The following is a 25,760-nucleotide window of genomic DNA, read 5'->3' as shown; positions in this document are numbered from 1 at the left end:
GATCGTCCCCACGTTCACGTGCGGTTTGGTCCGTTCAAACTTGCCTTTTGCCATGATGATTCCTGTAATTTCCTAGGAAATGAAAGAGGGAAATGCCCGGCCTGGGGCCGGGCCATATGTTATTTGCCGCGAGCGGCGATGACTTCGTCGGCCACGTTGCGCGGGGCCTCAGCGTAGTGCTTGAATTCCATCGTGTAGGTGGCACGACCCTGAGTCTGCGAACGCAGGCTGGTCGAATACCCGAACATCTCGGCCAGGGGAACTTCGGCCTTGATGATCTTGCCACCGCCCGGGATGTCATCCATGCCCTGCACCATGCCGCGACGGGACGACAGGTCGCCCATCACGGTCCCGGCGTAGTCTTCGGGCGTTTCGACTTCCACGTGCATCATGGGCTCGAGCAGCACCGGGTTGGCCTTGCGCATGCCTTCCTTGAAGGCCATGGAGCCGGCCATCTTGAAGGCGTTTTCGTTCGAGTCCACATCGTGGTACGAACCGAAGAACAGCGTGACCTTGACGTCCACGACCGGGTAACCCGCCACCACGCCAGCCGGCAGGGTTTCCTGGATGCCCTTGTCGACCGCCGGGATGAACTCGCGCGGCACAACACCACCCTTGATGGCGTCCACGAACTCGTAGCCGCCGCCTGCTTCCATGGGTTCGAGCTTGAGGACGACGTGGCCATACTGACCGCGACCGCCGGATTGCTTGACGAACTTGCCTTCGACTTCTTCGCAGGTCTTGCGGATGGTCTCGCGGTAGGCCACCTGGGGCTTGCCGACGTTGGCTTCGACACCGAATTCACGGCGCATGCGGTCCACCAGAACTTCCAGGTGCAGTTCGCCCATGCCGGAAATGATGGTCTGGCCGGATTCCTCGTCGCTGCGCACGCGGAAGGACGGATCCTCGGCGGCCAGGCGCGACAGGGCGATGCCCATCTTTTCCTGGTCGGCCTTGGACTTGGGTTCCACGGCCTGGGAAATCACGGGCTCGGGGAATTCCATCTTTTCCAGCAGGATGTGGTCGCCCACGTCGCACAGGGTCTCGCCCGTGGTGACTTCCTTCAGGCCCACGACGGCCGCGATGTCGCCCGCGACCACTTCCTTGATTTCGGCGCGGTTGTTGGCGTGCATCTGCAGGATGCGGCCGATGCGTTCCTTCTTGCCCTTGATCGGGTTGTACACGGTGTCGCCGGACTTCAGCACACCGGAATACACACGAATGAAGGTCAGCTGACCGACGAACGGGTCGGTCATCAGCTTGAACGCCAGAGCGGACAGTTTTTCGCTGTCGTCGGCCTTGCGGCTGATTTCATTGCCTTCGTCATCGGTGCCCTTGACCGGGGGGATGTCCACCGGGGAAGGCAGGTAGTCGATGACCGCGTCCAGCATGCGCTGCACGCCCTTGTTCTTGAAGGCGGTGCCGCACAGCATCGGCTGGATTTCGCCGGCGATGGTCCGGAGACGGATGCCCTTGTCGATTTCCTGTTCGGTCAGCACGCCGGTCTCGAGGTACTTGTTCATCAGTTCCTCGTTGGCTTCGGCGGCGGCCTCGACCAGCTTCTCGTGCCATTCGTTGGCTTGATCGGCCAGCTCGGCAGGAATATCGATGTAGTCGAACTTCGTGCCCTGGGAGGCTTCGTCCCAGATGATGCCGCGCATCTTGGTCAGGTCGATGACGCCCTTGAAGTTGTCCTCGGCGCCGATCGGGATCACGATGGGCACGGGGTTGGCCTTCAGGCGCAGACGCATCTGCTCGTAGACCTTGAAGAAGTTGGCGCCGGTCCGGTCCATCTTGTTCACGAAGGCCAGGCGGGGCACACCGTACTTGTTGGCTTGGCGCCAGACGGTTTCCGACTGCGGCTGAACGCCGCCCACGGCGCAATACACCATGCAGGCGCCATCGAGCACGCGCATGGAACGTTCGACTTCAATGGTGAAGTCCACGTGTCCCGGGGTGTCGATGATGTTGATGCGGTGTTCGTCGTACTGGTGTTCCATCCCGCGCCAGAATGCCGTGGTGGCAGCCGACGTGATGGTGATGCCGCGTTCCTGTTCCTGTTCCATCCAGTCCATGGTGGCCGAGCCTTCATGGGTTTCGCCAATCTTGTGGTTGACGCCGGTGTAGAACAGGATGCGCTCTGTCGTGGTGGTCTTGCCGGCATCAATGTGCGCGGAAATACCGATATTGCGATAGCGCTGGATGGGGGTCTTGCGGGACATGATCTGTTTCCTGTGGAATGGCCAGTCGGATTACCAGCGGAAGTGGCTGAAGGCCTTGTTGGCTTCGGCCATCTTGTGGGTATCCTCACGTTTTTTCATGGCGCCGCCACGGCCTTCGGCGGCGTCCATCAGTTCACCTGCCAGACGCAGGTCCATCGATTTTTCACCGCGCTTTTTCGCGGCTTCGCGCAGCCAGCGCATGGCCAGGGCCAGGCGGCGCACGGGGCGCACTTCGACCGGCACCTGGTAGTTGGCGCCACCGACGCGGCGGGACTTGACTTCGACCACCGGCTTGATGTTGTTGATGGCGGTGTTGAAGATTTCGATGGGTTCCTTGCCCGTTTTGGCCTGGATCTGGTCAAACGCGCCGTACACGATGCGTTCTGCCACGGCTTTCTTGCCGGACAGCATGACGACGTTCATGAATTTGGCCAGCTCGACACTGCCGAACTTGGGATCAGGGAGGATTTCACGTTTGGGTACTTCGCGACGACGAGGCATTTCAATTTCCTTGTGACGATTCAGTTGAGCCGTTTTCGACGGCCACGGCCTCCATCAGGAGAGCCACTTACCTGCCAGAGCCAGATGGCGATGGCTGCACGTTTTGATCGAAGGGCGATCAAGGGGAGACGGCGGGAGGGCGAAGAATTACTTCTTCGGCCGCTTGGCGCCGTATTTGGAACGGGCTTGCTTGCGATCCTTGACGCCTTGCAGGTCAAGAGAACCGCGCACGATGTGATAACGCACACCCGGCAAGTCCTTGACACGACCGCCACGCACCAGAACCACCGAGTGTTCCTGGAGATTGTGGCCTTCGCCGCCGATGTACGAGATGACCTCGAAACCATTGGTCAGGCGCACCTTGGCGACCTTACGCAAGGCGGAGTTCGGCTTTTTCGGGGTGGTGGTGTAGACACGGGTGCAGACGCCGCGACGCTGGGGGCAATTTTCCAGCGCCGGGCTCTTGCTGCTCTCGCGACTGACCTGGCGCGGTTTGCGCAGCAGTTGAGCAATAGTAGGCATGACCTTTACGCATCCTTTGTACTTGCGTACGTTTACGTCGATATTCAGGTGACTGGTACAAAATCCGCCTGAAACGAGATGACGTAAAAGAGCGGGTCTTGCACGAGCCCATCAGGCGGTGTGCCTGATGAACCTACCGATGGCAACAAATCTGGCAGCGCATACTGCGACCTGCCGCCTTTATTCGGTAAGCTCGCCAGTGTAGCACGCCCATCTCTCGAAAGACAAGGCACTTTATATGCAACTCGGGGGAGCGCCGGCTGTCACGGCAATGTTGTCAGCAGCAGGCCAGCTAGTGTACTGTTTGGTTCATTGATACGGAGCACCTGATGACCCACGACGCTGTGACCGACCAGGATCCTCTCGGCATGCGGGGGATCGAGTTCATCGAATATCTTTCGCCGCACCCCGAAGAACTGGGCGCGGTGCTGGCCCGGCTGGGCTTTCAGCGGGTTGCGCGGCACCGGTCGCGCGCGGTCTCCCTGTATCGCCAGGGCGACATGAACATCATCATCAACGCGGACGACATCGCGCTGTCCAGCCGGGCCGTGCAGGACGAAGGCGATCGCATCAGCGCCATCGCCATCCGGGTGGATAACGCCAACCGGGCCTACCATCACTGCATCCAGCAGGGCGCCTGGGCGGTGCCTACCCGGGCCGATGTGATGGAACTGAAGATCCCCGGCATCCGAGGCCCTGGCGATTCCACCTTCTACCTGATCGACCACAGGCACAACATCTCGATCTACGACGTCGACTTTGAATACCTGACGGACGACACCGCCCCCGCCCCGGTCATCGAGGGGTTGAAGTTCTTCGGAATCGTCCAGTACATCAATCCCGACAGTACCGCCGAATGGACGGACTTCTATGGTCGGATGATGGGGTTTCGCGCGCTGCCGCCCCATACCCGCTTCGGCATCCTGCCCCAGGGCGCCATTCTTCAAAGCCCGCACGGGCATTTCTACCTGCAGCTGATCGAGCCCGTCGGCGACGCGCTCTTCGATGCCGAATGGTACGAACAGCTGGCGCGCCTGGCCTTCGGTACGCCCGATGTGCCGGCCACCGTCCGTACCCTGCGGGAGCGCGGCGTTTCTTTCGAAGACAACGAATTCGCGCATCCTGGCCAGCAGGGCGCCGTGACGGCGGGGCTGTCCTTTGGCATCAACTTCGAGATCGTCCGCTGCCCGAACGCCGCCCCCGGACACCCCTGAAGACCAGGCCACGCGGCCCTCTTCCTGCCCTTTCACCCGGCCTTGCGCCGGGTTTTTCATGGGCCATGCGCACCACCCATCTCGGGAAAATCCCTATAAAAATTTGTTTGACCCTAGTTCAGGCCTCAACTACAGTCGTTGCATGTACCAGTTAGTACATTTATGGATACCATGCGACTCACTACTGAAAAACCTGCCCTGCTGCTTGGCCTGATCGGAGAAGGAATCCGTGAATCCCTCAGCCCGACCCTGTACGAAGACGAGGCCGCCCACCACGGCATCCTGTGTCTTTACCAGCGTATCGACCTGGAGGCCCTGCGCCTGACCGCAGCCGCCCTGCCGGAACTGCTCACCTCGGCGGAACGGCTGGGCTTCACCGGGCTGAACATCACCCACCCCTGCAAACAGGCGGTCATCCAGCATCTGGATGAACTATCGGACGAGGCGCGCGCCATCGGCGCAGTCAACACGGTCGTGCTGCGTGACGGCCGACGCATCGGCCACAACACCGACCACTACGGCTTCACGCGCAACATGCAGCAACACATGGGCGCCCGAACGCTCGGTCGCGTCGTGCAGCTGGGCGCCGGCGGCGCAGGGTCGGCCGTGGCCGATGCCATCCTGCGTCTGGGCGCCAGCTGCCTGACCCTGTTCGATCCCTCGGAAAACCGGGCCCGGGACCTGGCCGGCGCACTGCAAACGCGCTTTCCGGATGCTACCGTCCAGGTCGGCCAGGATCTGGTCGGCGCCATGCAGCAGGCCGACGGCCTGGTCAATGCCACGCCGATCGGCATGGCCAGCCACCCGGGCACCCCGTTGCCGCCGGACCTGCTGGAATCCCGGCACTGGTTCTCGGAGATCATCTACTTCCCGCTGGAAACCGAACTGCTGCGGATCGCCCGCGCCAAGGGCTGCCACACCGTCGACGGCATCGGCATGGTGGTGCACCAGGCTGCCCGCGCGTTCGAGCTCTACACCGGCGGCATTCCCGCCGACAGCGCGCGCATGACCGATCACGTCACCCAGGTTCTGAAACGCCGGGCCGCCGCCCGGCAGGCCTGCTGAGCCTCTCACCCGCATCCAGGGAGACCCTCTTGAAACAGATTATCGAAGGCTTCACGAAACTTCTGCAGTGCCTGATCGCCGTCATGCTGATGATCATGGTGGTCCTCGTGTTCGGCAACGTCGTGCTGCGGTACGGCTTCAACTCGGGGATCATCGTGTCCGAAGAAGTCTCCCGCATGCTGTTCATCTGGGTGACTTTCCTGGGCAGCGTGCTGGCGATGCGCGAGAACGCCCACCTGGGGTCGAATTTCGTCGTCAACGCGCTGGGGCCCAAAGGCCGGCGCGCCAGCCTGCTCGCCGGCCGGCTGATCATGCTCTACCTGTGCTGGCTGGTCTTCCGAGGCGCCCTGACCCAGACCGAGATCAACCTGTCCGTGGCCGCCCCCATCACGGGCATGTCGATGGGCTGGTTCTATTCCAGCGGCATCGTGTTCAGCGTGCTGGGCGCGCTGATCCTGCTGTGCGACCTGTTCAGGCTTGCCACAGCGCCCGCCAGCTCGGTGAACCGATTCCTGGACAACGCAGGAGAACAGGCATGATTCTCTCGACCTTTCTCCTTGCGCTGCTGGGCTCGATGGCCATCGGCATCCCCATCGCCTTTGCCCTGATGGCCTCGGCGGCGGCCCTGATGTGGCAGCTGGACATGTTCGATGCCCAGATCCTGGCGCAGAACCTGATCAACGGGGCCAACAGCTTCCCCCTGCTGGCCGTGCCGTTCTTCATGCTGGCCGGCGAGATCATGACCGTGGGCGGGCTGTCGCGGCGCATCGTGAGCTTCGCCCTGGTCCTTGTCGGCCACGTCCGGGGCGGGCTGGGCTACGTCACCATCATCACCGCCTGCCTGATGGCTGCCCTGTCGGGCTCGGCCGTCGCCGACGCCGCCGCCATGACGGCGCTGCTGCTCCCCATGATGGTTGCAGCCGGCCACGACAAGAAACAGGCCGCAGGGCTGATCGCCTCGGCCGGCATCATCGCACCGGTGATCCCGCCCAGCATCGGGCTGATCATCTTCGGCGTGTCGGCCAACGTTTCGATCTCCAAGCTCTTTCTGGCCGGCATCTTCCCAGGGCTCCTGATGGGTGCGGCGCTGTGGTTCACCTGGGCCTGGCTGATGCGCCGGGAAAAGCACCTGACGCCCGCCCCCCGGAAGTCCCTGCGCGAAGTGTTGCAGGCCGCGCGCGAAGGCATCTGGGCGCTGGGCATGCCCGTCATCATCGTCGTCGGCCTGCGCTTTGGCATCTTCACCCCCACCGAAGCAGCAGTAGTCGCTGCGGTGTACGCCCTGTTCGTGTCCACGGTGATCTACCGGGAAATGTCCTGGGGGGACTTCTACCGCGTCTTCTACAACTCGGCCAAGGTCAGCGCCATCATCATGCTGCTGGTGGCCGCCGCTATGGTCAGCGCCTGGCTCATCACGGTGGCCGGCCTGCCCGACCGCATGGTCGATCTGCTCGAACCCCTGATCGACAACCCGCTGATGCTGATGATCGTGGCCATGATCCTGGTGGTGCTGATCGGCACGGCCATGGACATGACGCCCACCATCCTGATCCTGACGCCGGTGCTGATGCCCGCCGTCAAGGCCGCCGGCATCGATCCGGTGTACTTCGGTGTGCTTTTCATCATCAACAACGCAATCGGCCTCATCACGCCGCCCGTCGGCACGGTGCTCAACACCGTCGCCGGCGTCGGCCGCCTGAGCATGGACGACACGGTCAGGGGCGCACTGCCGTTCCTGGTCGCGCAACTCGTCGTCCTTGCGCTTCTGGTGCTGTTCCCCAGCCTGGTTCTCGTTCCCGCCCGCTGGCTTTACTAGTCTGATCATCAAAGGAGACAAGCAATGAAACGACGTATATTCCTGAGCACCGCCATCGCCATGGCACTGGGGCTTTCATCCCTGGCCCCCGCCCAGGCCGCCGACATCCGCGAACACACCATCAAGTTCGCCTCGCAGAACAACAAGGGCCATCCCCAGGTGATGGGCATGCAGAAATTCGCCGACCTGATCGCCCAGAAGTCCGGCAACAAGATCCGGGTGCGCCTGTTCCCAGGCGGCGTCCTGGGCGGTGACCTGGAAACCGTCTCCGCGCTGCAGGGCGGCACCATCGAGATGACGGTGCTGAACTCGGGCATCCTGCAGGCGCAGGTCAAGGACTTCGCCGCCTACGACTTCCCCTTCCTGTTCAACAACGACAAGGAAGTGGATGCGCTGATCGATGGCCCCTTCGGCCAGGCACTGCACCAGAAGCTGCAGGCCAAGGGGCTGGTAGGCCTGACGTACTTCGATCTGGGCTTTCGCAACATCACCAATGGCAAGCACCCCATCAACAAGCCCGAAGACATCGCCGGCCTGAAACTGCGCGTGATCCAGTCGCCCATCTACGTGGACGTCTTCAAGGCCCTGGGCGCCAACCCGACGCCGCTGGCCTGGCCCGAGGTCTACAACGCGCTGGAACAGGGCGCGGTGGATGGCCAGGAGAACCCGTTCACGGTCATCCTGAACGCCAAGCTCGACGAGGTGCAGAAATACCTGGCCATCACTCGCCACATCTACAACCCCCAGTCCGTTATCATCAGCAAGAAGTTCTGGGACACCCTCAACCCCGACGAGCAAAAGCTGATCCAGGAAGCTGCCACCGAGGCCGCTGCCTACCAGCGCAAGGTCTCGCGTGACGCGGCCACCACCGCGCTGGAAACCCTGAAGAAGCACGGTATGCAAGTCACGGAGATGTCCCCGGACGACCTGAACAAGATGCGCGAAATGGTCAAACCTGTCGTGGATAAATACTCGCAGGAAGTCGGCGAGGAAACGGCGAAGGCGCTGTATTCCCAGCTGGACAAGATCCGCCATCAGTAGCCCCCCGGACGGGCGCGGGCGGGCTGACGCCCCTCCGCGCCCGAGGCTCTACCTCACACTGGACACGCATTCATGAAATTCCTCGTTCTGCACGGCATCAACCTCAATATGTTCGGCAAGCGCGATCCCCGGCAATACGGCACGATCACGCTGGAACAGATCGACGACCGGCTGGCAGGACTGGCTGCGGAACTCGGGGTCGAGGTCGAGACCTACCAGACGAACTGCGAAGGCGAGCTCTGTGAACGCATCCACCGCGCGCACGACGAAGGCATCGCCGGCATCATCATCAATGCGGGGGCCTGGACTCATTACAGCTACGGCATCCGCGACGCGCTGGCGATTCTGTCGGTGCCCATCGTCGAAACCCATATGTCCAACATCCACGCCCGCGAGGCCTTCCGCCACCATTCCGTACTGGCCGAAGTCTGCCTGGGCCAGATCGCGGGCTTCGGCGCGGACAGCTACCTGCTGGCCCTGCGGGCGGCCGTGTCGGCCGCAAAGGCCCAGCATGCATGACGCCGCCTCCCTTCCCGAATCGGGCGGCCGTGCGAACGACCCGGTAGCCACCCGCCGCAACATTCTGGAAGTCGCCATCCGGGAATTCGCCAAAAAAGGGCTGGCGGGGGCCCGGATCGACGAAATCGCGGAACAGACCTCCGCCAGCAAGCGGATGATCTACTACTACTTCAAGAGCAAGCAGGGACTGTACCTGGCGGCACTGGAAGAGTCCTACCGCAACATCCGCGACATCGAAAGCACGCTGCACCTGGAAAGCCTGCCCCCGGACCAGGCCATGCGTACGCTGGTCGGGTTCACCTTCGACTACCAGTCGCAGAACACGGATTTCGTGCGGCTGGTCATGAATGAAAACATCCACAACGGCCACTACCTGGCACAGTCGGCCACGATCAAGGACCTGAACATCCCTGCCATTGCCGGGATCCGTGGCATCTACGCGCGCGGCTGCGAACAGGGCCTGTTTCGCAAGGACCTGGACCCGATCGACATCCACGCATCGATCAGCGCGCTGTGCTTCTTCAACGTGGCCAACCAGCACACGTTTTCCCTGATCTTCCGGCGCAACGTGATGGACCCGGAAATCTACGCTCAGCGACGCGCCAACGTCATCGAGATGGTGTTGCGCTACATGCTGGTTTAACCCTGCCCGCTCTTCGGCCATCGGATGGATCGAAACATGTCTCGCCGCTTTTCCCTTGCTCACCTGACCGCACTGAACCTGAACCCGCCCGACCTGGTCGACACCGCCGCCCAGGCTGGCTACCAGGCTGTCGGCCTGCGGCTGCTGCCCTTCACCTTCGGCGGGGTCGCCTATCGCCTGATGGACGACCCGCTGCTGCTGGACGAAACCCTGGCGCGCATGCGGGATACCGGCGTCCAGGTCCAGGACATCGAAATCCTGCGCCTGAACGAAACCTTCCAGGTCAGCCCCTACCAGTCCTTCTTCGAGATCGGGCAGCGGCTGGGCGCCAAGAACATCCTGGTGGCTGGGGAAGATCGCGACCCGAATCGCCTGATCGACTCGTTCGCGCGCCTGTGCGAGGCCTGCAAGCCCTATGGACTGACCGCCGACATCGAATTCATGCCCTGGCTGGCCGTCAACAACCTGCCCACCGCCCGCGCCCTGATTGAAGCCGCCGGGCAGGACAACGGCGGCGTGCTGATCGATCCCCTGCACTTCACCCGGTCCGGCAGCACGCTGGACCAGCTGGCGGATCTGCCCGACTCAATGGTGCACTACGCCCAGATCTGCGACGCGCCGGAAAACCTGCCCACCGATACAGCGGCATTGCTCCAGCTGTCCCGATCCGCGCGCCTGGCGCCCGGCGAAGGCGCCATCCCGCTGCAGGCCATGTTCCAGCGGCTGCCGCAGGACATCCTGATCAGCGTCGAGATCCCGAACGAGCAGCAATCCCATGAACGAGGCCACGTCGCCTGGGTCCGGCATTGCCTGGAGGCCTCGCGCCAGGTCCTGGGACCGGAAAACGACTAGCAAACCCCAGTCAGCGGGACAACAGCATCTGCAGGACAGGGTCGGGATCCGGCATCACGCCACGCCAGATGCGGAAGGATTCCGCCGCCTGCCCGACCAGCATGCCCAGGCCATCGGCCACCACCGCAGCCCCTTGGGCGCGGGCGTCCGCCATGAACGACGTCTCGCGTCCATACACCATCTCGTAGGCCAGCGCCCCGGGCGCGTACAAGTCCTGCCCCAAATCCAGAGCGGTATCGGAAAGGCCCGTGGATGTCGCATTGATGACGACGTCGAACTGCCTGCCGCGCACCGCAGGCAAGCCGCCTGCGGCAATGGTGGGATACCGGCCCGTCCAAGGCTCGACCAGCGCCTGCGCCTTGTCCTGGCTACGGTTGACGACCAGCAGGCTGGCCGGACCGGCCTGCAGCAGCGGCAGCAGAACACCTCGCGCCGCGCCGCCCGCTCCCACGATCAGGATGCGCCGCCCCGCCAGGGGCATGCGCAGATGACTCTGGATATCGAACACCAGGCCGAAGCCATCCGTGTTGTCGCCGACGATGCCGTCCTCGGTGAAACTCAGGGTGTTCACGGCCTGCGCCGCCTGCGCCCGGTCGCTGAGCCGGTCGGACAAGGCCAGGGCGTCCAGCTTGAACGGCGCCGTCACATTCATCCCGCGGCCACCCTCGGCCATGAAGGCCCGCACGGTGTGCTCGAACGCGTCCGGCGCCGCCAACACTGCGTCGTAGCGAATGTCGTGGTCGACCTGTCGAGCGAACGCCGCATGGATGACAGGGGATTTGGACTGGGCAATCGGATTGCCGATGACGGCGTAACGGTCGGTCATGGGGTGTCGGCGCGGCGGCGGAAAAGGTCTTAGCGTAACAAATAAAGGACGGGTGCAAGCAGGCCCTGCTCAATCCGCGCAATCAACCTGACGGGACAGCGCGAGACCGGATGCCCAGAGTGCCTCGGCCGCCCTCCCCGTCAGTTCCCTTTCGCGATACAGCCGGATCGCAATGGGAACGCTCCAATCCGCGTCCGCCACAGGCACCAACCGCCCCGAGGCCAGATCTTCCTCCACCAAGGTCTGCGGCAGCCAGGCGATGCCCCGCCCGTCGAGCGCCATCGTGCGCAGCACCGAGGCGAGATGCGCCGTGAAGACCACGCGCGCGGCCCCCTTGCGCAGGCGCGCGCCCAACCGCGCCTGGAGAATCCGCCCCAGACCCGATTCCTCGCTGTATCGAAGTATGGGCACGGCCGTCTCCGCATCCAGCGAATGCAGCGGGCGACCAAGCGGATCGGGCGCAGACACGGGGATCAGCACATCGTCGCCCACGTGCGCCGAGAGATACGCATCCGAATCCAAAGTGCCCCGGACCTTCGGATGCGCATGGCTCAGGACGAACTGCACCTTCCCTTGCTGCATCAGGATTTCGCAACGCTGCAGGACATCGGACATCAACTGGACCGGTCCGATGGTAGCGGCCGACTCGAGACGGCGCAGCCACCGGGGCAGAAACGTGAACGACAGCGCATGCGTGGAGGCCAGTCGCAGCGTCACTGCGCTGGTTTCGGCTACCCTTTTGGCATCGCCGGGCACTCGGGCCACACGCGCCAAAAGTTCCTGCGCTTCCTTCTGGAACCATTCACCGGCCACGGTCAGGCGGGCCGGCTGCGTGCTGCGATCCAGCAGATCGACCCCGACCCAGGCCTCCAGCGCCCGGATGCGGCGGCTGAATGCCGGCTGGGAACTGTGCCGCGCCTCTGCCGCGCGCGAAAAGCTGCCCGTCGCTGCCAGCGCCAGGAAGTCCTCAAGCCAGATGAAGTTCATGAGCGGTTCGTCCAGTGCATAGCCTCAGTCGAATTGAACATTGGCCGACCAGGCAAGAACATCCGATTATGTCATTGTTCAAGACCACATCCGGACCCCACCTATTATGAAGATCGTCGACATCCGCGAAAAAACCGTTCCCATCAGTTCCTCCATCCGCAACGCCTACATCGACTTCAGCAAGATGACGCTAAGCGTGGTGGCGGTCGTCACCGACGTCATTCGCGACGGCAAACCGATCGTGGGATATGGCTTCAATTCCAACGGCCGCTATGGCCAGGGCGCCATCATGCGCGAACGATTCATCCCACGCGTGCTGGCTGCCGCGCCCGAATCACTGATCGACGACGCCGGCACGAACCTCGATCCGCATAAGATCTGGCAGGCCATGTTCACCAACGAAAAGCCCGGCGGCCACGGCGAACGCTCGGTGGCGATCGGCACCATCGACATGGCGGTTTGGGACGCAACAGCAAAGATCGCAGGCACGCCGCTGTACCAGCTGCTGGCCGACCGCTACGGCGACGGCACACCGAATCGCAGCATCTTCGTCTACGCAGCAGGCGGCTACTACTACCCCGGCCAGGACTACAAAAAACTGCAGGACGAGATGCGCAGCTATCTCGATCGCGGTTATACCGTGGTCAAGAAAAAAATCGGCGGCGCGTCGCTGGACGAGGATCTGCGCCGCATCGATGCCATCATGGAAGTCCTGCAGGACGGTCAGAAACTGTGCGTGGATGCCAACGGGCGCTTCGATCTGGAAACCGCCATCGCCTACGCCAAAGCCCTGTCGCAATACGACCTGTTCTGGTATGAAGAGGCCGGCGATCCGCTGGACTTCGAACTGCAGGCGGCGCTGCGCAGCTTCTACAAGAACCCCATGGCCACGGGCGAGAACCTGTTCTCGATGCAGGACGCACGCAACCTGATCCGCTACGGCGGCATGCGCCCGGATCGCGACTGGCTGCAGTTCGACTGCGCGCTCAGCTACGGCCTGGTCGAATACCTGCGCACGCTGGACATGCTGAAGGAACACGGCTGGTCGGCCAGCCGCTGCATTCCGCACGGCGGGCACCAGATGTCGCTGAACATCGCCGCCGGCCTGGGCTTGGGCGGCAACGAGTCCTACCCCGACCTGTTCCAGCCCTATGGCGGATTCCCGGACGGCGTAAAGGTCGAAAACGGCTTCGTGACGCTGCCCGAACTGCCCGGCATCGGCTTCGAGGGCAAGGCCGACCTGTACCGCGAACTGCGGACCCTGCTGGACTGATCACAGTGCGGGCTCGCCGCGCCGGCAGAACCGTTTCCAGGCGATAAAAAAAGGCCGCCCCAGGCAAACCCGGGGCGGCCTTTCAGCACGCTGCAAACAGCGGCTTATTCTTCAGACGGCGTATCCGATTCCGCAGCCGGGTCGGCGTCGGATTCGTCGGAACCCACATGGGCCATTTCCGAAGGATCAGCAAACGGGTTGGCCTGCTCGCGCGCGGCGGCCCGTTCTGCGGCCTCGAAGATCTCCCTTTCGTGACGGGCGATATGGTAGGACATACCGGTACCCGCCGGGATCAGGCGACCCACGATGACGTTTTCCTTCAGACCGCGCAGTTCGTCGCGCTTGCCCATGATGGCGGCTTCGGTCAGCACCCGGGTCGTTTCCTGGAAGGACGCGGCCGAGATGAACGAATCCGTGGACAGCGAGGCCTTGGTGATCCCCAACAGCACGTTGTCGTACGTGGCCGGGAGCTTGCCCTCGGCTTCCATGCGGTCGTTGGCGTTCAGCAGCTCGGCGCGTTCCACCTGTTCGCCGGTGATGAATTCCGTATCGCCGGCATTGGTGATGTTCACGCGACGCAGCATCTGACGCACGATGACTTCGATGTGCTTGTCGTTGATCTTCACGCCCTGCAGACGATAGACGTCCTGGACTTCGTTGACCACGTAGGAGGCCAGCGGCTCGATGCCCTGCAGACGCAGGATATCGTGCGGGTCGGCCGGACCGTCGACGATCAGTTCGCCCTTGTTGACCACCTGGCCGTCGTGCACCAGCACCTGCTTTTCCTTGGAAATCAGGAACTCGTGGCTGACGCCGTCCATGTCGGTGATGACCAGACGCTGCTTGCCCTTGGTGTCCTTGCCGAAGGACACCGTACCGGTGACTTCGGCCAGCACGCCGGCGTCCTTCGGGGACCGGGCTTCGAAGAGTTCCGCCACGCGCGGCAGACCGCCCGTGATGTCGCGGGTCTTCTGCGATTCCTGCGGAATCCGCGCCAGGAAGTCGCCCACGCCGACGGCCTGGCCGTCACGCACGGTGATCAGCGCGCCCACGGGCAACGAGATCGCCACCGCATGGTCGGTGCCAGCAACCTTGATTTCCTGACCCTGCTCATCCAGCAACAGAATCTGCGGACGCGCCGCGCCCTTGGTGCTGCGCGTCTTGGGCGTGATCACCACCAGCGTGGACAGACCGGTGATCTCGTCGACCTGACGGGCAACGGTCACGCCTTCCTCGATGTTGGCGAAACGGATCGTGCCGGTATATTCGGACACGATCGGACGGGTCAGCGGATCCCAGGAAGCCAGTTTGGCGCCGGCCTTGATGGTGTCGCCGTCGCCCACCAGGATGGTGGCGCCGTAGGGGATCTTGTGGCGTTCGCGCTCGCGGCGGTTGTCGTCATAGACGACGATTTCGCCGGACCGCGACACGGCGATGCGATCGCCCTTGGCGTTGGTCAGGTAGCGCAGACCGATGGCAAAACCCACTGAACCGGCGGATTTGGTCTCGACCGAGCTGGCCAGCGCCGAACGCGAGGCCGCGCCACCGATGTGGAAGGTCCGCATCGTCAGCTGGGTACCCGGTTCGCCGATGGACTGGGCGGCGATCACGCCGACCGCCTCGCCCTTGTTGACCAGCGATCCGCGGCCCAGATCGCGCCCGTAGCAATGGGCGCACAGACCATGGCGGGTTTCGCAGGTCAGGGGGGTACGGATCTTGACCTCATCGATGTTCAGCTGCTCGATGAGTTCGACCTTGTCTTCGTCCAGCAGGGTGCCCGCAGGAATGACGGTTTCCTGGGAATCCGGATTGACCACATCGATGGCCGTCACACGTCCCAGCACCCGATCGCCCAGGGCTTCGACGACTTCGCCGCCTTCCAGCAGCGCCTTCATCACGTAGCCGTGCGTCGTGCCGCAATCGTCCTCGGTGATCACCAGATCCTGGGTCACGTCCACCAGACGGCGGGTCAGGTACCCGGAGTTGGCGGTCTTCAGCGCCGTATCGGCCAGGCCTTTACGCGCACCGTGGGTCGAGATGAAGTACTGCAGCACATTCAGGCCTTCCCGGAAGTTGGCCGTGATCGGGGTCTCGATGATGGAGCCGTCCGGCTTGGCCATCAGGCCGCGCATCCCCGCCAGCTGACGGATCTGGGCGGCGGAACCCCGGGCGCCGGAGTCGGCCATCATGTAGATGGAGTTGAACGATTCCTGGCGGGCTTCCTTGCCGTGGCGGTCGATGACCGGCTCGGTGGAGAGCTGTTCCATCATCGCCTTGCCGACGCGGTCGCCGGCCTTGCCCCAGATGTCCACCACGTTGTTGTAGCGTTCCTGGGCCGTGACCAGACCGGAAGAGTACTGGCGGTCGATTTCCTTCACTTCGCTGGAGGCCTGCGCCAGGATGTCGCGCTTGGCGTCGGGCACCACCATGTCGCCCATGGCGATGGACACGCCTGCGCGAGTGGCCAGGCGATAGCCGGACTGCATCAGCTTATCGGCAAAGATCACCGTGGCCCGCAGGCCGCAGCGGCGATAGCACATGTTGATGAGCTTGGAGATTTCCTTTTTCTTCAGCGACTTGTTCAGCACGGTGAAGGGCAGGCCATGCGGCAGGATCTCGGACAGCAGCGCGCGGCCCACCGTAGTCTGATACCGGTGGACTTCCTCGTACCACTGGCCGTCTTCGCCCTTGGTGTATTCCGGCACACGCGTCGTGATGCGGGTCTGGAGTTCGACCTCGTGGTTGTCGTAGGCGCGCTGGACTTCGGCCAGGTCGGCCAGGAACATGCCCTCGCCCTTGCCGTTGATGCGCTCACGCGTGGCGTAGTACAGACCCAGCACGATATCCTGGGACGGCACGATGGCCGGTTCGCCGTTGGCCGGGAACAGCACGTTGTTGGACGCCAGCATCAGGGTGCGGGCTTCCAGCTGGGCTTCCAGGGACAGCGGCACGTGCACGGCCATCTGGTCGCCGTCGAAGTCGGCGTTGAACGCCGCGCAGACCAGCGGGTGCAGCTGGATGGCCTTGCCTTCGATCAGCTGCGGTTCGAACGCCTGAATGCCCAGACGGTGCAGGGTCGGCGCCCGGTTCAGCATGACCGGGTGTTCGCGGATGACTTCTTCCAGGATGTCCCAGACGACGGGTTCCTGGCTCTCGACCAGTTTCTTGGCGGCCTTGATGGTAGTCGCCAGACCCATCATTTCGAGGCGATTGAAAATGAAGGGCTTGAACAGTTCCAGCGCCATCAGCTTGGGCAGGCCGCACTGATGCAGGCGCAGCTGCGGGCCCACCACGATGACCGAACGGCCAGAATAGTCGACGCGCTTGCCCAGCAGGTTCTGACGGAAGCGTCCGCTCTTGCCCTTGATCATGTCGGCCAGGGACTTCAACTGGCGCTTGTTGGCGCCGGTCATGGCCTTGCCGCGACGACCGTTGTCCAGCAGCGAATCCACGGACTCCTGCAGCATGCGCTTTTCGTTGCGCAGGATGATGTCCGGGGCCTTCAGTTCCAGCAGGCGCTTGAGGCGGTTGTTGCGGTTGATGACGCGGCGGTACAGGTCGTTCAGGTCGGACGTGGCGAAACGCCCGCCGTCCAGCGGCACCAGGGGGCGCAGGTCCGGCGGCAGCACCGGCAGGACTTCCATGATCATCCAGTCGGGCTTGATGCCGGACTTCTGGAAGCCTTCCAGGACCTTCAGGCGCTTGGAGATCTTCTTGATCTTGGCATCCGAGCCCGTGGCCTTGAGTTCGCCGCGTAGTTTCTCGACTTCGGAATCGATGTCGATGGTGCGCAGCAGTTCACGCACGGCTTCGGCGCCCATCAGGGCGTGGAAGTCGTCGCCGTATTCCTCGGTCTTGGACAGATAATCGTCGTCGGACATGATCTGGCCGCGTTTCAGCGGCGTCATGCCGGGCTCGATCACGCACCAGGCTTCGAAATACAGCACGCGCTCGATGTCGCGCAGCGTCATGTCCAGCACCATGCCCAGCCGCGACGGCAGGGACTTCAGGAACCAGATGTGCGCCACCGGGCTGGCCAGCTCGATGTGGCCCATGCGCTCGCGACGGACCTTCGCCACCGTGACTTCGACACCGCACTTTTCGCAGATGACGCCGCGATGCTTCAGGCGCTTGTACTTGCCGCACAGGCACTCGTAGTCCTTGATCGGACCGAAGATCTTGGCGCAGAACAGACCGTCGCGTTCCGGTTTGAACGTGCGGTAGTTGATCGTCTCGGGCTTGCGGACCTCGCCAAAGGACCACGAGCGGATCTTTTCGGGCGAGGCGATGCCGATCTTGATGGCATCGAATTGCTCGTCCTGGGAGACTTGCTTGAAGAGATCGAGTAGCGCTTTCATTATTTACGCTCCAGATCCATGTCCAGGGACAGGGATCGAATTTCCTTGACCAGCACGTTGAAGGACTCGGGCATGCCCGCATCGATCACGTGATCGCCCTTGACGATGTTCTCGTAGACCTTGGTCCGGCCAGAGATATCGTCGGACTTCACCGTCAGCATTTCCTGCAGGGTGTAGGCGGCGCCGTAGGCTTCCAGTGCCCAGACTTCCATTTCCCCGAAACGCTGGCCGCCGAACTGCGCCTTGCCGCCCAGCGGTTGCTGCGTGACCAGGGAGTACGGACCGGTGGAGCGGGCGTGCATCTTGTCGTCCACCAAGTGGTGCAGCTTCAGGAAGTGCATGTAGCCCACGGTCACGGGACGCTCGAATTCCTCGCCCGTACGGCCGTCGGTCAGCCAGGCCTGGGTGCGGCCGCTGGTGAGCTTCAGGCGCTCGGCGACGTCATCCGGATAGGCGACTTCCAGCATGTGGGTGATGTCCTGCTCGGTCGCACCGTCGAACACCGGCGTGGCCAGCGGCACCCCGCGACGCAGATTGTTGGCCAGCGACATGACTTCGTCGTCGGACAGCTGATCCAGCTTCGCGAAACCGCTGTAGACGGTATCCAGCATCTTGCGCACGGACTTGATCTGCACACCACGTTCTTCGTCGAGCAGGTCGGCGACTCGCTGACCCAGACCCTTTGCGGCCCAGCCCAGGTGAACTTCCAGCACCTGGCCGATGTTCATCCGCGACGGCACCCCCAGCGGGTTCAGCACGATGTCCACCGGCGTGCCATCGGCCATGTGGGGCATGTCTTCGATCGGCGTGATGCGCGAGACGACGCCCTTGTTGCCGTGACGGCCGGCCATCTTGTCGCCCGGCTGCAAGCGGCGCTTGACGGCCAGATAGACCTTGATCATCTTCAGCACGCCCGGCGGCAGTTCGTCGCCCTGCGTGAGTTTCTTGCGCTTTTCCTCGAAGGCCAGGTCGAACTGGTGGCGTTTCTGTTCCAGCGCGTCCTTGACCTGTTCCAGGGCAACGGCGGCGTCTTCGTCGGCCAGGCGGATGTCGAACCACTGCCAGCGATCCAGGTCGTCCAGGTATTCGGCGGCCAGCGCCGTGCCCTTGGCGAGTTTGCGCGGACCACCATTGGCGGTCTTGCCCAACAGCTGCTTGCGCAGACGGTCGAAAGCGTCGTTCTCGACGATGCGCAGCTGGTCGTTCAGGTCCTGGCGGTAGCGGCGCAGTTCGTCGTCGATGATGGACTGGGCGCGCTTGTCGCGCTCGATGCCCTCGCGGGTGAAGACCTGCACGTCGATGACGGTGCCGACCATGCCGGAAGGCACGCGCAGCGAGGTGTCCTTCACGTCGGAGGCCTTCTCGCCGAAGATCGCGCGCAGCAGCTTTTCTTCCGGCGTCAGCTGGGTCTCGCCCTTGGGCGTGACCTTGCCGACCAGCACGTCATCGGCGCGGACTTCGGCGCCGATGTGCACGATGCCGGAATCGTCCAGGCGGTTCAGTTGAGTCTCGGCCAGATTCGAGATATCGCGCGTGATTTCCTCGGGTCCGAGCTTCGTATCGCGTGCGACGACGGTCAGTTCCTCGATGTGGATCGAGGTATAGCGATCGTCGGCCACCACGCGTTCGGAGATCAGCACCGAGTCTTCGAAGTTGTAGCCGTTCCAGGGCATGAACGCGATCAGCATGTTCTGACCCAGGGCCAGTTCGCCCAGGTCGCTGGACGCGCCGTCGGCCAGCACGTCGCCGCGCGCGACCAGGTCGCCGCGCGCCACGATGGGACGCTGGTTGATGTTCGTGTTCTGGTTGGAACGCGTGTATTTTTTCAGGTTGTAGATGTCTACGCCGACTTCGCCAGCGACGTTTTCATCATCGTTCACCCGGATCACGACACGTTCGGCATCGACGAAATCGACGATCCCGCCACGCGTGGCCTGCACGGTCGTGCCAGAGTCAACGGCCACGGTGCGCTCGATCCCGGTGCCGACCAGCGGCTTTTCGGGCCGCAGGCAAGGCACGGCCTGACGCTGCATGTTGGCGCCCATCAGGGCCCGGTTCGCGTCGTCGTGTTCCAGGAACGGGATCAGGGATGCCGCCACCGACACGATCTGCGACGGGGCCACGTCCATGTAGTGCACGTTGGCCGGGGCCGTCAGCATGGTTTCACCGGCTTCGCGGCAGGCGACCAGGTCGTCTTCGAAGCGGCCATCGTCATCCAAATGCGCGTTGGCCTGGGCGATGACGTATTTGCTTTCCTCGATGGCCGACAGATATTCGATCTGGTCGGACACGCGACCGTCGATGATCTTGCGATACGGGGTTTCCAGGAAGCCGTATTCGTTCAGGCGAGCGTACAGGGCCAGGGAATTGATCAGGCCGATGTTCGGGCCTTCCGGTGTTTCGATCGGGCAGACGCGACCGTAGTGGGTCGGGTGCACGTCGCGGACTTCGAAGCCCGCGCGTTCGCGCGTCAGGCCGCCCGGTCCCAGAGCGGAAACGCGGCGCTTGTGCGTGATTTCCGACAGCGGGTTGGTCTGGTCCATGAACTGCGACAGCTGGCTGGAACCGAAGAATTCCTTGATGGCCGCAGAAATCGGCTTGGAATTGATCAGGTCGTGCGGCATCAGGTTTTCGGTTTCAGCCTGACCCAGACGTTCCTTGACGGCGCGTTCGACGCGCACCAGGCCGGCGCGGAACTGGTTTTCCGCCAGTTCGCCCACGCAGCGCACGCGACGATTGCCCAGGTGATCGATGTCGTCGATCTGGCCACGGCCATTGCGCAGATCCACCAGAACCTTGATGGTGCTGAGGATATCGTCGTCGGTCAGCGTCAACGGGCCTTCGTTGCCTTCGTTCAGGCCCAGGCGGCTGTTGACCTTCATGCGGCCCACGCGCGACAGATCGTAGGTTTCCTCGGAATAGAACAGGCGCTGGAACAGGGCCTCGACAGCTTCTTCGGTCGGCGGCTCGCCAGGACGCATCATGCGGTAGATGGCCACGCGCGCGGCCATCTGGTCGGCGGTTTCATCCGTGCGCAGCGTCTGGGAAATGTAGGCGCCTTCGTTCAGTTCGTTGATGTACAGCGTTTCGATATCGCGCACGCCGGCGGCGCGCAGCTCGGCCAGCAGGGATTCCGTGATTTCGTCATTGGCCTGCGCCAGCACTTCGCCGGTGTCCGCACTGACGACGTTTTTCGCCAGCACACGGCCCAGCAGGAAGTCTTCCGGCACGGAGATGTGATCGACCTTGGCGGCGGTCAGGTCGCGCAGATGCTTGGCATTGATGCGCTTGTCCTTCTCGACGATGACGTTGCCCTTTTTGTCGGCAATGTCAAAGCGGGCGACTTCGCCCTTCCAGCGCTCGGGCACGAACTCCAGCATGCCGCCTTCGTTGTGCAGCGCGATGTGGTCGAAATTCGAGAAATAGGCCAGGATGGCTTCCGGCGTCATGCCGAGCGCCTTCAGCAGGATGGTGACGGCCATCTTGCGGCGACGGTCGATCCGGAAGAACAGGATGTCCTTGGGGTCGAATTCGAAATCCAGCCACGAACCGCGGTAGGGAATCACACGAGCAGAAAACAGCAGCTTGCCCGAGCTGTGGGTCTTGCCGCGATCATGCTCGAAGAACACGCCCGGCGAACGATGGAGCTGCGACACGATGACACGTTCCGTGCCGTTGATCACAAACGAACCGGTGTCCGTCATGAGCGGAATTTCGCCCATGTAGACTTCCTGTTCCTTCACTTCCTTGACGGTGGGCTTGCTGACTTCGCGATCCATCAGCACCAGGCGGACTTTCGCGCGCAGCGGCGACGCGTAGGTCAGACCACGCAGCTGGCATTCCTTGACGTCAAAGACCGGGGTGCCCAGCACATAGCTGACAAACTCCAACCGCGCCATCTGGTTGTGGCTGACGATTGGAAATATCGAATTGAAGGCCGCCTGAAGACCTTCGTCCTTGCGCTTGGATGCGGTACTATCCGCCTGCAGGAAGGTCTTGAACGAATGCAATTGCGTGGCCAGCAGATACGGAACGTCCTGGACGTCCGCGCGCTTGGCGAAGCTTTTGCGTATGCGCTTCTTTTCGGTGTACGAATAAGGCATGAGCACTCCGACTCGAGGGTTGCTTAGGCCGTTAACCACGGCCATGGTTTACGACTCCGGAAAACCTGGCTCTGATGAATGCCATCAAGGGCATCGAACACAGGTTTTCTGGAAACGCAAAAGCCCGGGAAGGCGTAATCGCTTCCCGGGCGCGGCGAGCAGGGTCTTACTTCAGTTCGACCTTGGCGCCGGCTTCTTCCAGCTTCTTCTTGGCGTCTTCGGCAGCAGCCTTGTCCACGCCTTCCTTGACGGGCTTCGGAGCGCCATCGACCAGGTCCTTGGCTTCTTTCAGGCCCAGACCGGTGATTTCGCGAACAGCCTTGATGACGCTGACCTTGTTGGCGCCGACTTCGGCCAGAACGACCGTGAATTCGGTCTGCTCTTCAGCAGCGGCGGCAGCGCCACCAGCGGCCGGGGCAGCAGCCACGGCGACAGCGGCCGCAGCAGCGGACACGCCGAATTTGTCTTCCATTTCCTTGATCAGCTCGGACAGTTCGAGCACGCTCATGGCGGCGATCGCGTCCAGGATTTCAGCTTTAGTTGCCATTTTTAGAACTCCAGATAATTAAATAAGCCAGGTTTGGTTGTCGCTGGTAACAGCGAAGCCCCAGGCAGTCTGCTTACGCAGCCTGCTTTTGGTCGCGAACGGCCGCCAGGCCGCGCACGAACTTCGTGGGCACTTCGTTGAGCGTACGCACAAACTGAGCGATGGGCGCCTGCATGGTGCCCAGCAGCTTCGACAGCAATTCCTCGCGGGACGGCATGGTGGCCAGGGCCTTCACACCATCCTGGCTCAGCAGGCTGTTGGGGAGGGCCCCGCCCGTGATGACCAGCTTGTCATTGCTTTTCGCGAAATCGGCCAGGACCTTGGCGGCCGCCACCGGGTCGGTGCTGATCCCATAGATCAGCGGACCGGTGAGCTGGGCGGACAGACCCTCGAAGGGGGTGCCGGCCAGCGCGCGGCGCACCAGCGTGTTCTTCAACACGCGCAGGTAAACGCCCGATTCACGCGCAGTCTTGCGCAATACGGTTACGGAGGCGACGTCCAGACCACGGTACTCGGCGACGATGATCGACTGGGCGCGGCTGACTTCAGCAGCGACTTCCTCGATGACCACCGCCTTTTCTTGGCGATTGAGACTCATGGTTGAACACTCCTTCTAACGATGCCGGAGAAACCTCCGACATCAACCGAATGCGGCGCACCTGGTCGAGTTCATGAATGAAATCTTCCTGGGCGCCGTCTACGCTGGATCCGGTGGACTACCCGGGATTAAGCCTCTGATCCGATGATGTCTGGATGAGAGGCTCCAGCGGTCTTTGACAGCAGTGCCCGATCAAGTGACCGGGCACGGCCCAAAGTTCTATATGTCTTAGCCGGCCAGCGAGGCCACTTCGACACGCGCCCCGCCACCCATGGTGGAGGACACGGCAACCTTGCGCAGATAGATGCCCTTGGCCGCCGCAGGGCGAGCCTTGTTGAGGGCGTCGATCAGAGCACCGAGGTTGCTTTGCAGCTTTTCAACGTCAAAGGACGCGCGACCGATCGTGGCGTGAATGATGCCGGCCTTGTCGGTGCGATACTGCACCTGACCAGCCTTGGCGTTCTTCACGGCGGTGACGACGTCGGGGGTAACGGTGCCGACCTTGGGGTTGGGCATCAGGCCGCGAGGACCCAGCACCTGACCCAGGGCACCGACGACACGCATGGTGTCGGGCGAAGCGATGACAACGTCAAAGTCGATGTTGCCGTCCTTGATGCTGGCGGCCAGGTCGTCCAGGCCGACGATGTCGGCGCCGGCAGCCTTGGCGGCTTCAGCCTTTTCGCCTTGGGCGAACACGGCGACACGGACGGATTTCCCCGTACCGGCGGGCAACACGACGGAACCACGAACCAGTTGGTCGGATTTCTTCGGGTCGATGCCCAGCTGGACCGCCACGTCGATGGATTCATCGAACTTGGCAGTGGCGGTTTCCTTGACCAGGGTCAGGGCTTCGGCCACGGGATACAGTTTGGTGCGGTCGATCTTGGCAGCGATGGCTGCGGCGCGTTTGCTGAGCTTTGCCATGATTACACCACCCCTTCCACGTCGATGCCCATGCTGCGGGCGCTACCGGCAATGGTCCGCACAGCGGCGTCCAGATCGGCTGCCGTCAGATCCGGTTCTTTGGTCTTGGCGATTTCTTCCGCCTGGGCACGGGTCAGCTTGCCGACCTTTTCGGAGTTCGGACGCGCCGAAGCCTTTTGAATGCCAGCGGCCTTCTTGATCAGGATCGTGGCCGGCGGAGTCTTCATGATGAACGTGAAGCTCTTGTCGGCGAAGGCGGTGATCACCACGGGGATCGGCAGACCGGGTTCCATGCCCTGGGTCTTGGCGTTGAACGCCTTGCAGAATTCCATGATGTTCAGACCGCGCTGACCCAGCGCCGGACCGATCGGAGGAGAGGGATTGGCCTTACCAGCTGGCACTTGCAGCTTGATGAAGCCGACGATTTTCTTCGCCATGCGATGCTCCTGTCGGGTGATTGCGCCCGCCTGAAAACAGGCAGGCTCCCCGGGTTAAGACCCCTGTGCTGCGTCCGCGGCCTGCTGTCCCCGAGGGGATGCCTGCCCAGGCGCGGCCCGGTGGTCGGAAATCAGACCTTTTCGACCTGACTGAAATCCAGTTCGACCGGTGTGGCGCGACCAAAGATCGTGACCGACACGCGGACCTTGCTTTTCTCGTAGTTGACTTCTTCGACGCTGCCGTTGAAGTCGGCAAACGGGCCTTCCTTGACGCGGACGGTCTCGCCCACCTCGAAGAGGACTTTGGGGCGCGGTTTTTCCACGCCCTCTTCCATTTGCGACAGAATCTTTTCGACCTCGCGTTCGGAGATCGGGGCCGGGCGGTTGCCCGAACCGCCCAGGAACCCGGTAACTCGGTTGGTGCTTTTGACCAGGTGCCAGGTTTCGTCGGTCAGATCCATCTCGACCAGCACGTAGCCGGGGAAAATCCGGCGTTCGGTGATCGACTTGCGGCCGTCCTTGATTTCGACGACTTCCTCGGAGGGAACCAGGATACGGCCGAAGGCGTCCTGCAGCCCGGCGCGCTCGATGCGTTCGACCAGGGCCTTATGGACGCTTTTTTCCATGCCAGAATAGACATGGACGACATACCAGCGTTTGCTCATGCGGAAATTTTTCCTTAGTTCCAGCCCAGCAGCAGACCATAGATGATCCAGCCCAGGAGCTTGTCAGCCACCCACAGCAGGATCCCCATGGCAACCACGAAGGCGAACACAATCGCTGTCATGCGCGTGGTTTCCTGGCGCGAAGGCCAGACGACACGGCGGGTTTCGTTGTAGGACTCGCGACCGAACGCCAAGGTACGTCGTCCGGTGTCGCTGAATATGACAATCACGGCTGCAACGATCAAGCCGGCGATGAAGGCGCCGACCCGGACGTAAGTCGGCTGATCGATCAGAACCGAATACGCCACGATCCCTGCTGCAATGACAAACACAGCCAGGCCGAGCTTGATCCGATCGGCGGTTCGATTGACTGTTTCTACGTTCTGTTGCGACATAATCGGGCGGTTGGCACCGCATTGGCGGTGAAGTGATCGGTGGCAGGGGCAGAAGGAATCGAACCCTCAACCTTCGGTTTTGGAGACCGACGCTCTGCCAATTGAGCTATACCCCTAGACCTAAAAACGATGGTGCGTTGCCGCACCGTCGTTTTCTAAAACGTGGCGGGCGGCCAGCCCACCATTGTACATCAGTTTTACTTGATGATTTTGGCGACGACGCCGGCGCCCACGGTGCGGCCGCCTTCGCGG

22 protein-coding genes and 1 tRNA gene are annotated in these 25,760 nt (G+C 62.6%); 9 read left to right on the top strand and 14 right to left on the bottom strand.

Translation table 11 applies throughout. The features are described from left to right. Nucleotides 1-119 precede the first annotated feature (119 nt). From fusA to rpsL, 3 genes are all read right to left on the bottom strand, one after another. On the bottom strand, nucleotides 120-2,222 hold the full coding sequence (gene fusA, locus VDP74_RS14360; protein ID WP_323000329.1) for an elongation factor G: 2,103 nt from the start codon (nucleotides 2,220-2,222) through the stop codon (nucleotides 120-122). Between the two features lie 30 nt (nucleotides 2,223-2,252). Next, nucleotides 2,253-2,723 (bottom strand): 30S ribosomal protein S7, encoded by a 471-nt coding sequence (gene rpsG / locus VDP74_RS14355; protein ID WP_323000328.1) that lies wholly within the window; start codon nucleotides 2,721-2,723, stop codon nucleotides 2,253-2,255. Between the two features lie 147 nt (nucleotides 2,724-2,870). Beyond that, nucleotides 2,871-3,245 (bottom strand): 30S ribosomal protein S12, encoded by a 375-nt coding sequence (gene rpsL / locus VDP74_RS14350; RefSeq protein WP_291768350.1) that lies wholly within the window; start codon nucleotides 3,243-3,245, stop codon nucleotides 2,871-2,873. Nucleotides 3,246-3,574: 329 nt separating this feature from the next. Here rpsL and VDP74_RS14345 point away from each other — a divergent pair, with 329 nt between their 5' ends. The 8 genes from VDP74_RS14345 to VDP74_RS14310 all read left to right on the top strand — a co-directional run bounded on the left by VDP74_RS14345 (nucleotide 3,575) and on the right by VDP74_RS14310 (nucleotide 10,395). Then, a complete protein-coding gene (locus VDP74_RS14345; RefSeq protein ID WP_323000327.1) occupies nucleotides 3,575-4,459 on the top strand; it encodes a 4-hydroxyphenylpyruvate dioxygenase in 885 nt (294 codons plus the stop codon). Nucleotides 4,460-4,630: 171 nt separating this feature from the next. Next, complete coding sequence (locus tag VDP74_RS14340; protein WP_323000326.1) at nucleotides 4,631-5,524, top strand: shikimate dehydrogenase; 894 nt, start codon at nucleotides 4,631-4,633, stop codon at nucleotides 5,522-5,524. A gap of 29 nt (nucleotides 5,525-5,553) precedes the next feature. Beyond that, the gene (locus tag VDP74_RS14335; RefSeq protein WP_323000325.1) at nucleotides 5,554-6,063 is read left to right on the top strand and encodes a TRAP transporter small permease; all 510 of its coding nucleotides are present in this window, start codon (nucleotides 5,554-5,556) and stop codon (nucleotides 6,061-6,063) included. Continuing rightward, on the top strand, nucleotides 6,060-7,340 hold the full coding sequence (locus tag VDP74_RS14330) for a TRAP transporter large permease subunit (protein ID WP_323000324.1): 1,281 nt from the start codon (nucleotides 6,060-6,062) through the stop codon (nucleotides 7,338-7,340). Before VDP74_RS14335 ends, VDP74_RS14330 begins: the two co-directional genes overlap by 4 nt. A gap of 24 nt (nucleotides 7,341-7,364) precedes the next feature. Further along, the gene (locus VDP74_RS14325; RefSeq protein WP_323000323.1) at nucleotides 7,365-8,381 is read left to right on the top strand and encodes a TRAP transporter substrate-binding protein; all 1,017 of its coding nucleotides are present in this window, start codon (nucleotides 7,365-7,367) and stop codon (nucleotides 8,379-8,381) included. A gap of 72 nt (nucleotides 8,382-8,453) precedes the next feature. Next, nucleotides 8,454-8,900: a type II 3-dehydroquinate dehydratase gene (gene aroQ, locus VDP74_RS14320; protein WP_323000322.1), complete on the top strand. Its 447-nt coding sequence runs from the start codon at nucleotides 8,454-8,456 to the stop codon at nucleotides 8,898-8,900. Then, nucleotides 8,893-9,543 (top strand): TetR/AcrR family transcriptional regulator, encoded by a 651-nt coding sequence (locus VDP74_RS14315; RefSeq protein WP_323000321.1) that lies wholly within the window; start codon nucleotides 8,893-8,895, stop codon nucleotides 9,541-9,543. Before aroQ ends, VDP74_RS14315 begins: the two co-directional genes overlap by 8 nt. Nucleotides 9,544-9,579: 36 nt before the next feature. After that, nucleotides 9,580-10,395 carry a sugar phosphate isomerase/epimerase family protein gene (locus VDP74_RS14310; RefSeq protein WP_323000320.1) on the top strand — a complete coding sequence of 272 codons (816 nt, stop codon included), beginning with the start codon at nucleotides 9,580-9,582 and terminating at the stop codon, nucleotides 10,393-10,395. A 10-nt stretch (nucleotides 10,396-10,405) separates the two neighbouring features. Here VDP74_RS14310 and aroE read toward each other — a convergent pair whose 3' ends face one another. Both aroE and VDP74_RS14300 read right to left on the bottom strand, forming a co-directional pair. Continuing rightward, nucleotides 10,406-11,221: a shikimate dehydrogenase gene (gene aroE / locus VDP74_RS14305; RefSeq protein ID WP_323000319.1), complete on the bottom strand. Its 816-nt coding sequence runs from the start codon at nucleotides 11,219-11,221 to the stop codon at nucleotides 10,406-10,408. Nucleotides 11,222-11,290: 69 nt separating this feature from the next. Further along, nucleotides 11,291-12,208, bottom strand: coding sequence for a LysR family transcriptional regulator (locus tag VDP74_RS14300; protein ID WP_323000318.1), 918 nt, complete (start codon nucleotides 12,206-12,208; stop codon nucleotides 11,291-11,293). Nucleotides 12,209-12,314: 106 nt separating this feature from the next. Here VDP74_RS14300 and VDP74_RS14295 point away from each other — a divergent pair, with 106 nt between their 5' ends. Further along, nucleotides 12,315-13,481, top strand: a complete 1,167-nt coding sequence (locus tag VDP74_RS14295) for a mandelate racemase/muconate lactonizing enzyme family protein (protein ID WP_323000317.1) — start codon at nucleotides 12,315-12,317, stop codon at nucleotides 13,479-13,481. A 104-nt stretch (nucleotides 13,482-13,585) separates the two neighbouring features. Here the strand turns inward: VDP74_RS14295 and rpoC are convergent, their stop codons facing one another. The 9 genes from rpoC to VDP74_RS14250 form a co-directional block, all read right to left on the bottom strand. Beyond that, entirely contained in the window at nucleotides 13,586-17,839 is a 4,254-nt protein-coding gene (gene rpoC / locus VDP74_RS14290) for a DNA-directed RNA polymerase subunit beta' (protein WP_323000316.1), read from the bottom strand. Beyond that, entirely contained in the window at nucleotides 17,839-21,942 is a 4,104-nt protein-coding gene (gene rpoB / locus VDP74_RS14285; RefSeq protein WP_323000315.1) for a DNA-directed RNA polymerase subunit beta, read from the bottom strand. The genes rpoC and rpoB overlap by 1 nt, the downstream gene beginning before the upstream one ends. 166 nt (nucleotides 21,943-22,108) lie before the next feature. Then, nucleotides 22,109-22,489 (bottom strand): 50S ribosomal protein L7/L12, encoded by a 381-nt coding sequence (rplL, locus tag VDP74_RS14280; protein ID WP_323000314.1) that lies wholly within the window; start codon nucleotides 22,487-22,489, stop codon nucleotides 22,109-22,111. A 73-nt stretch (nucleotides 22,490-22,562) separates the two neighbouring features. Continuing rightward, complete coding sequence (rplJ, locus tag VDP74_RS14275; protein ID WP_323000313.1) at nucleotides 22,563-23,087, bottom strand: 50S ribosomal protein L10; 525 nt, start codon at nucleotides 23,085-23,087, stop codon at nucleotides 22,563-22,565. A gap of 228 nt (nucleotides 23,088-23,315) precedes the next feature. Next, nucleotides 23,316-24,011 (bottom strand): 50S ribosomal protein L1, encoded by a 696-nt coding sequence (gene rplA / locus VDP74_RS14270; protein WP_323000312.1) that lies wholly within the window; start codon nucleotides 24,009-24,011, stop codon nucleotides 23,316-23,318. A 2-nt stretch (nucleotides 24,012-24,013) separates the two neighbouring features. Continuing rightward, the gene (gene rplK, locus VDP74_RS14265) at nucleotides 24,014-24,448 is read right to left on the bottom strand and encodes a 50S ribosomal protein L11 (RefSeq protein WP_298014843.1); all 435 of its coding nucleotides are present in this window, start codon (nucleotides 24,446-24,448) and stop codon (nucleotides 24,014-24,016) included. A gap of 131 nt (nucleotides 24,449-24,579) precedes the next feature. After that, nucleotides 24,580-25,113, bottom strand: a complete 534-nt coding sequence (gene nusG, locus VDP74_RS14260) for a transcription termination/antitermination protein NusG (protein ID WP_323000311.1) — start codon at nucleotides 25,111-25,113, stop codon at nucleotides 24,580-24,582. Nucleotides 25,114-25,127: 14 nt separating this feature from the next. Beyond that, entirely contained in the window at nucleotides 25,128-25,508 is a 381-nt protein-coding gene (secE, locus tag VDP74_RS14255; protein WP_323000310.1) for a preprotein translocase subunit SecE, read from the bottom strand. A 40-nt stretch (nucleotides 25,509-25,548) separates the two neighbouring features. Beyond that, a tRNA-Trp gene (locus tag VDP74_RS14250) sits at nucleotides 25,549-25,624 on the bottom strand. Nucleotides 25,625-25,760: the final 136 nt, after the last annotated feature.

The organism is Castellaniella sp., assembly GCF_034674885.1.
GTDB lineage: Bacteria > Pseudomonadota > Gammaproteobacteria > Burkholderiales > Burkholderiaceae_B > Castellaniella.
This window is presented reverse-complemented; position numbering and strand designations above follow the sequence as displayed.

Bases quoted from the DNA above. Each gene is read 5' to 3' on its own strand.
- fusA (WP_323000329.1), bottom strand. From the start codon at position 2,222: ATGTCCCGCAAGACCCCCATCCAGCGCTATCGCAATATCGGTATTTCC.
- rpsG (WP_323000328.1), bottom strand. From the start codon at position 2,723: ATGCCTCGTCGTCGCGAAGTACCCAAACGTGAAATCCTCCCTGATCCC.
- rpsL (WP_291768350.1), bottom strand. From the start codon at position 3,245: ATGCCTACTATTGCTCAACTGCTGCGCAAACCGCGCCAGGTCAGTCGC.
- VDP74_RS14345 (WP_323000327.1), top strand. From the start codon at position 3,575: ATGACCCACGACGCTGTGACCGACCAGGATCCTCTCGGCATGCGGGGG.
- VDP74_RS14340 (WP_323000326.1), top strand. From the start codon at position 4,631: ATGCGACTCACTACTGAAAAACCTGCCCTGCTGCTTGGCCTGATCGGA.
- VDP74_RS14330 (WP_323000324.1), top strand. From the start codon at position 6,060: ATGATTCTCTCGACCTTTCTCCTTGCGCTGCTGGGCTCGATGGCCATC.
- VDP74_RS14325 (WP_323000323.1), top strand. From the start codon at position 7,365: ATGAAACGACGTATATTCCTGAGCACCGCCATCGCCATGGCACTGGGG.
- aroQ (WP_323000322.1), top strand. From the start codon at position 8,454: ATGAAATTCCTCGTTCTGCACGGCATCAACCTCAATATGTTCGGCAAG.
- VDP74_RS14315 (WP_323000321.1), top strand. From the start codon at position 8,893: ATGCATGACGCCGCCTCCCTTCCCGAATCGGGCGGCCGTGCGAACGAC.
- VDP74_RS14310 (WP_323000320.1), top strand. From the start codon at position 9,580: ATGTCTCGCCGCTTTTCCCTTGCTCACCTGACCGCACTGAACCTGAAC.
- aroE (WP_323000319.1), bottom strand. From the start codon at position 11,221: ATGACCGACCGTTACGCCGTCATCGGCAATCCGATTGCCCAGTCCAAA.
- VDP74_RS14300 (WP_323000318.1), bottom strand. From the start codon at position 12,208: ATGAACTTCATCTGGCTTGAGGACTTCCTGGCGCTGGCAGCGACGGGC.
- VDP74_RS14295 (WP_323000317.1), top strand. From the start codon at position 12,315: ATGAAGATCGTCGACATCCGCGAAAAAACCGTTCCCATCAGTTCCTCC.
- rpoC (WP_323000316.1), bottom strand. From the start codon at position 17,839: ATGAAAGCGCTACTCGATCTCTTCAAGCAAGTCTCCCAGGACGAGCAA.
- rpoB (WP_323000315.1), bottom strand. From the start codon at position 21,942: ATGCCTTATTCGTACACCGAAAAGAAGCGCATACGCAAAAGCTTCGCC.
- rplL (WP_323000314.1), bottom strand. From the start codon at position 22,489: ATGGCAACTAAAGCTGAAATCCTGGACGCGATCGCCGCCATGAGCGTG.
- rplJ (WP_323000313.1), bottom strand. From the start codon at position 23,087: ATGAGTCTCAATCGCCAAGAAAAGGCGGTGGTCATCGAGGAAGTCGCT.
- rplA (WP_323000312.1), bottom strand. From the start codon at position 24,011: ATGGCAAAGCTCAGCAAACGCGCCGCAGCCATCGCTGCCAAGATCGAC.
- rplK (WP_298014843.1), bottom strand. From the start codon at position 24,448: ATGGCGAAGAAAATCGTCGGCTTCATCAAGCTGCAAGTGCCAGCTGGT.
- nusG (WP_323000311.1), bottom strand. From the start codon at position 25,113: ATGAGCAAACGCTGGTATGTCGTCCATGTCTATTCTGGCATGGAAAAA.
- secE (WP_323000310.1), bottom strand. From the start codon at position 25,508: ATGTCGCAACAGAACGTAGAAACAGTCAATCGAACCGCCGATCGGATC.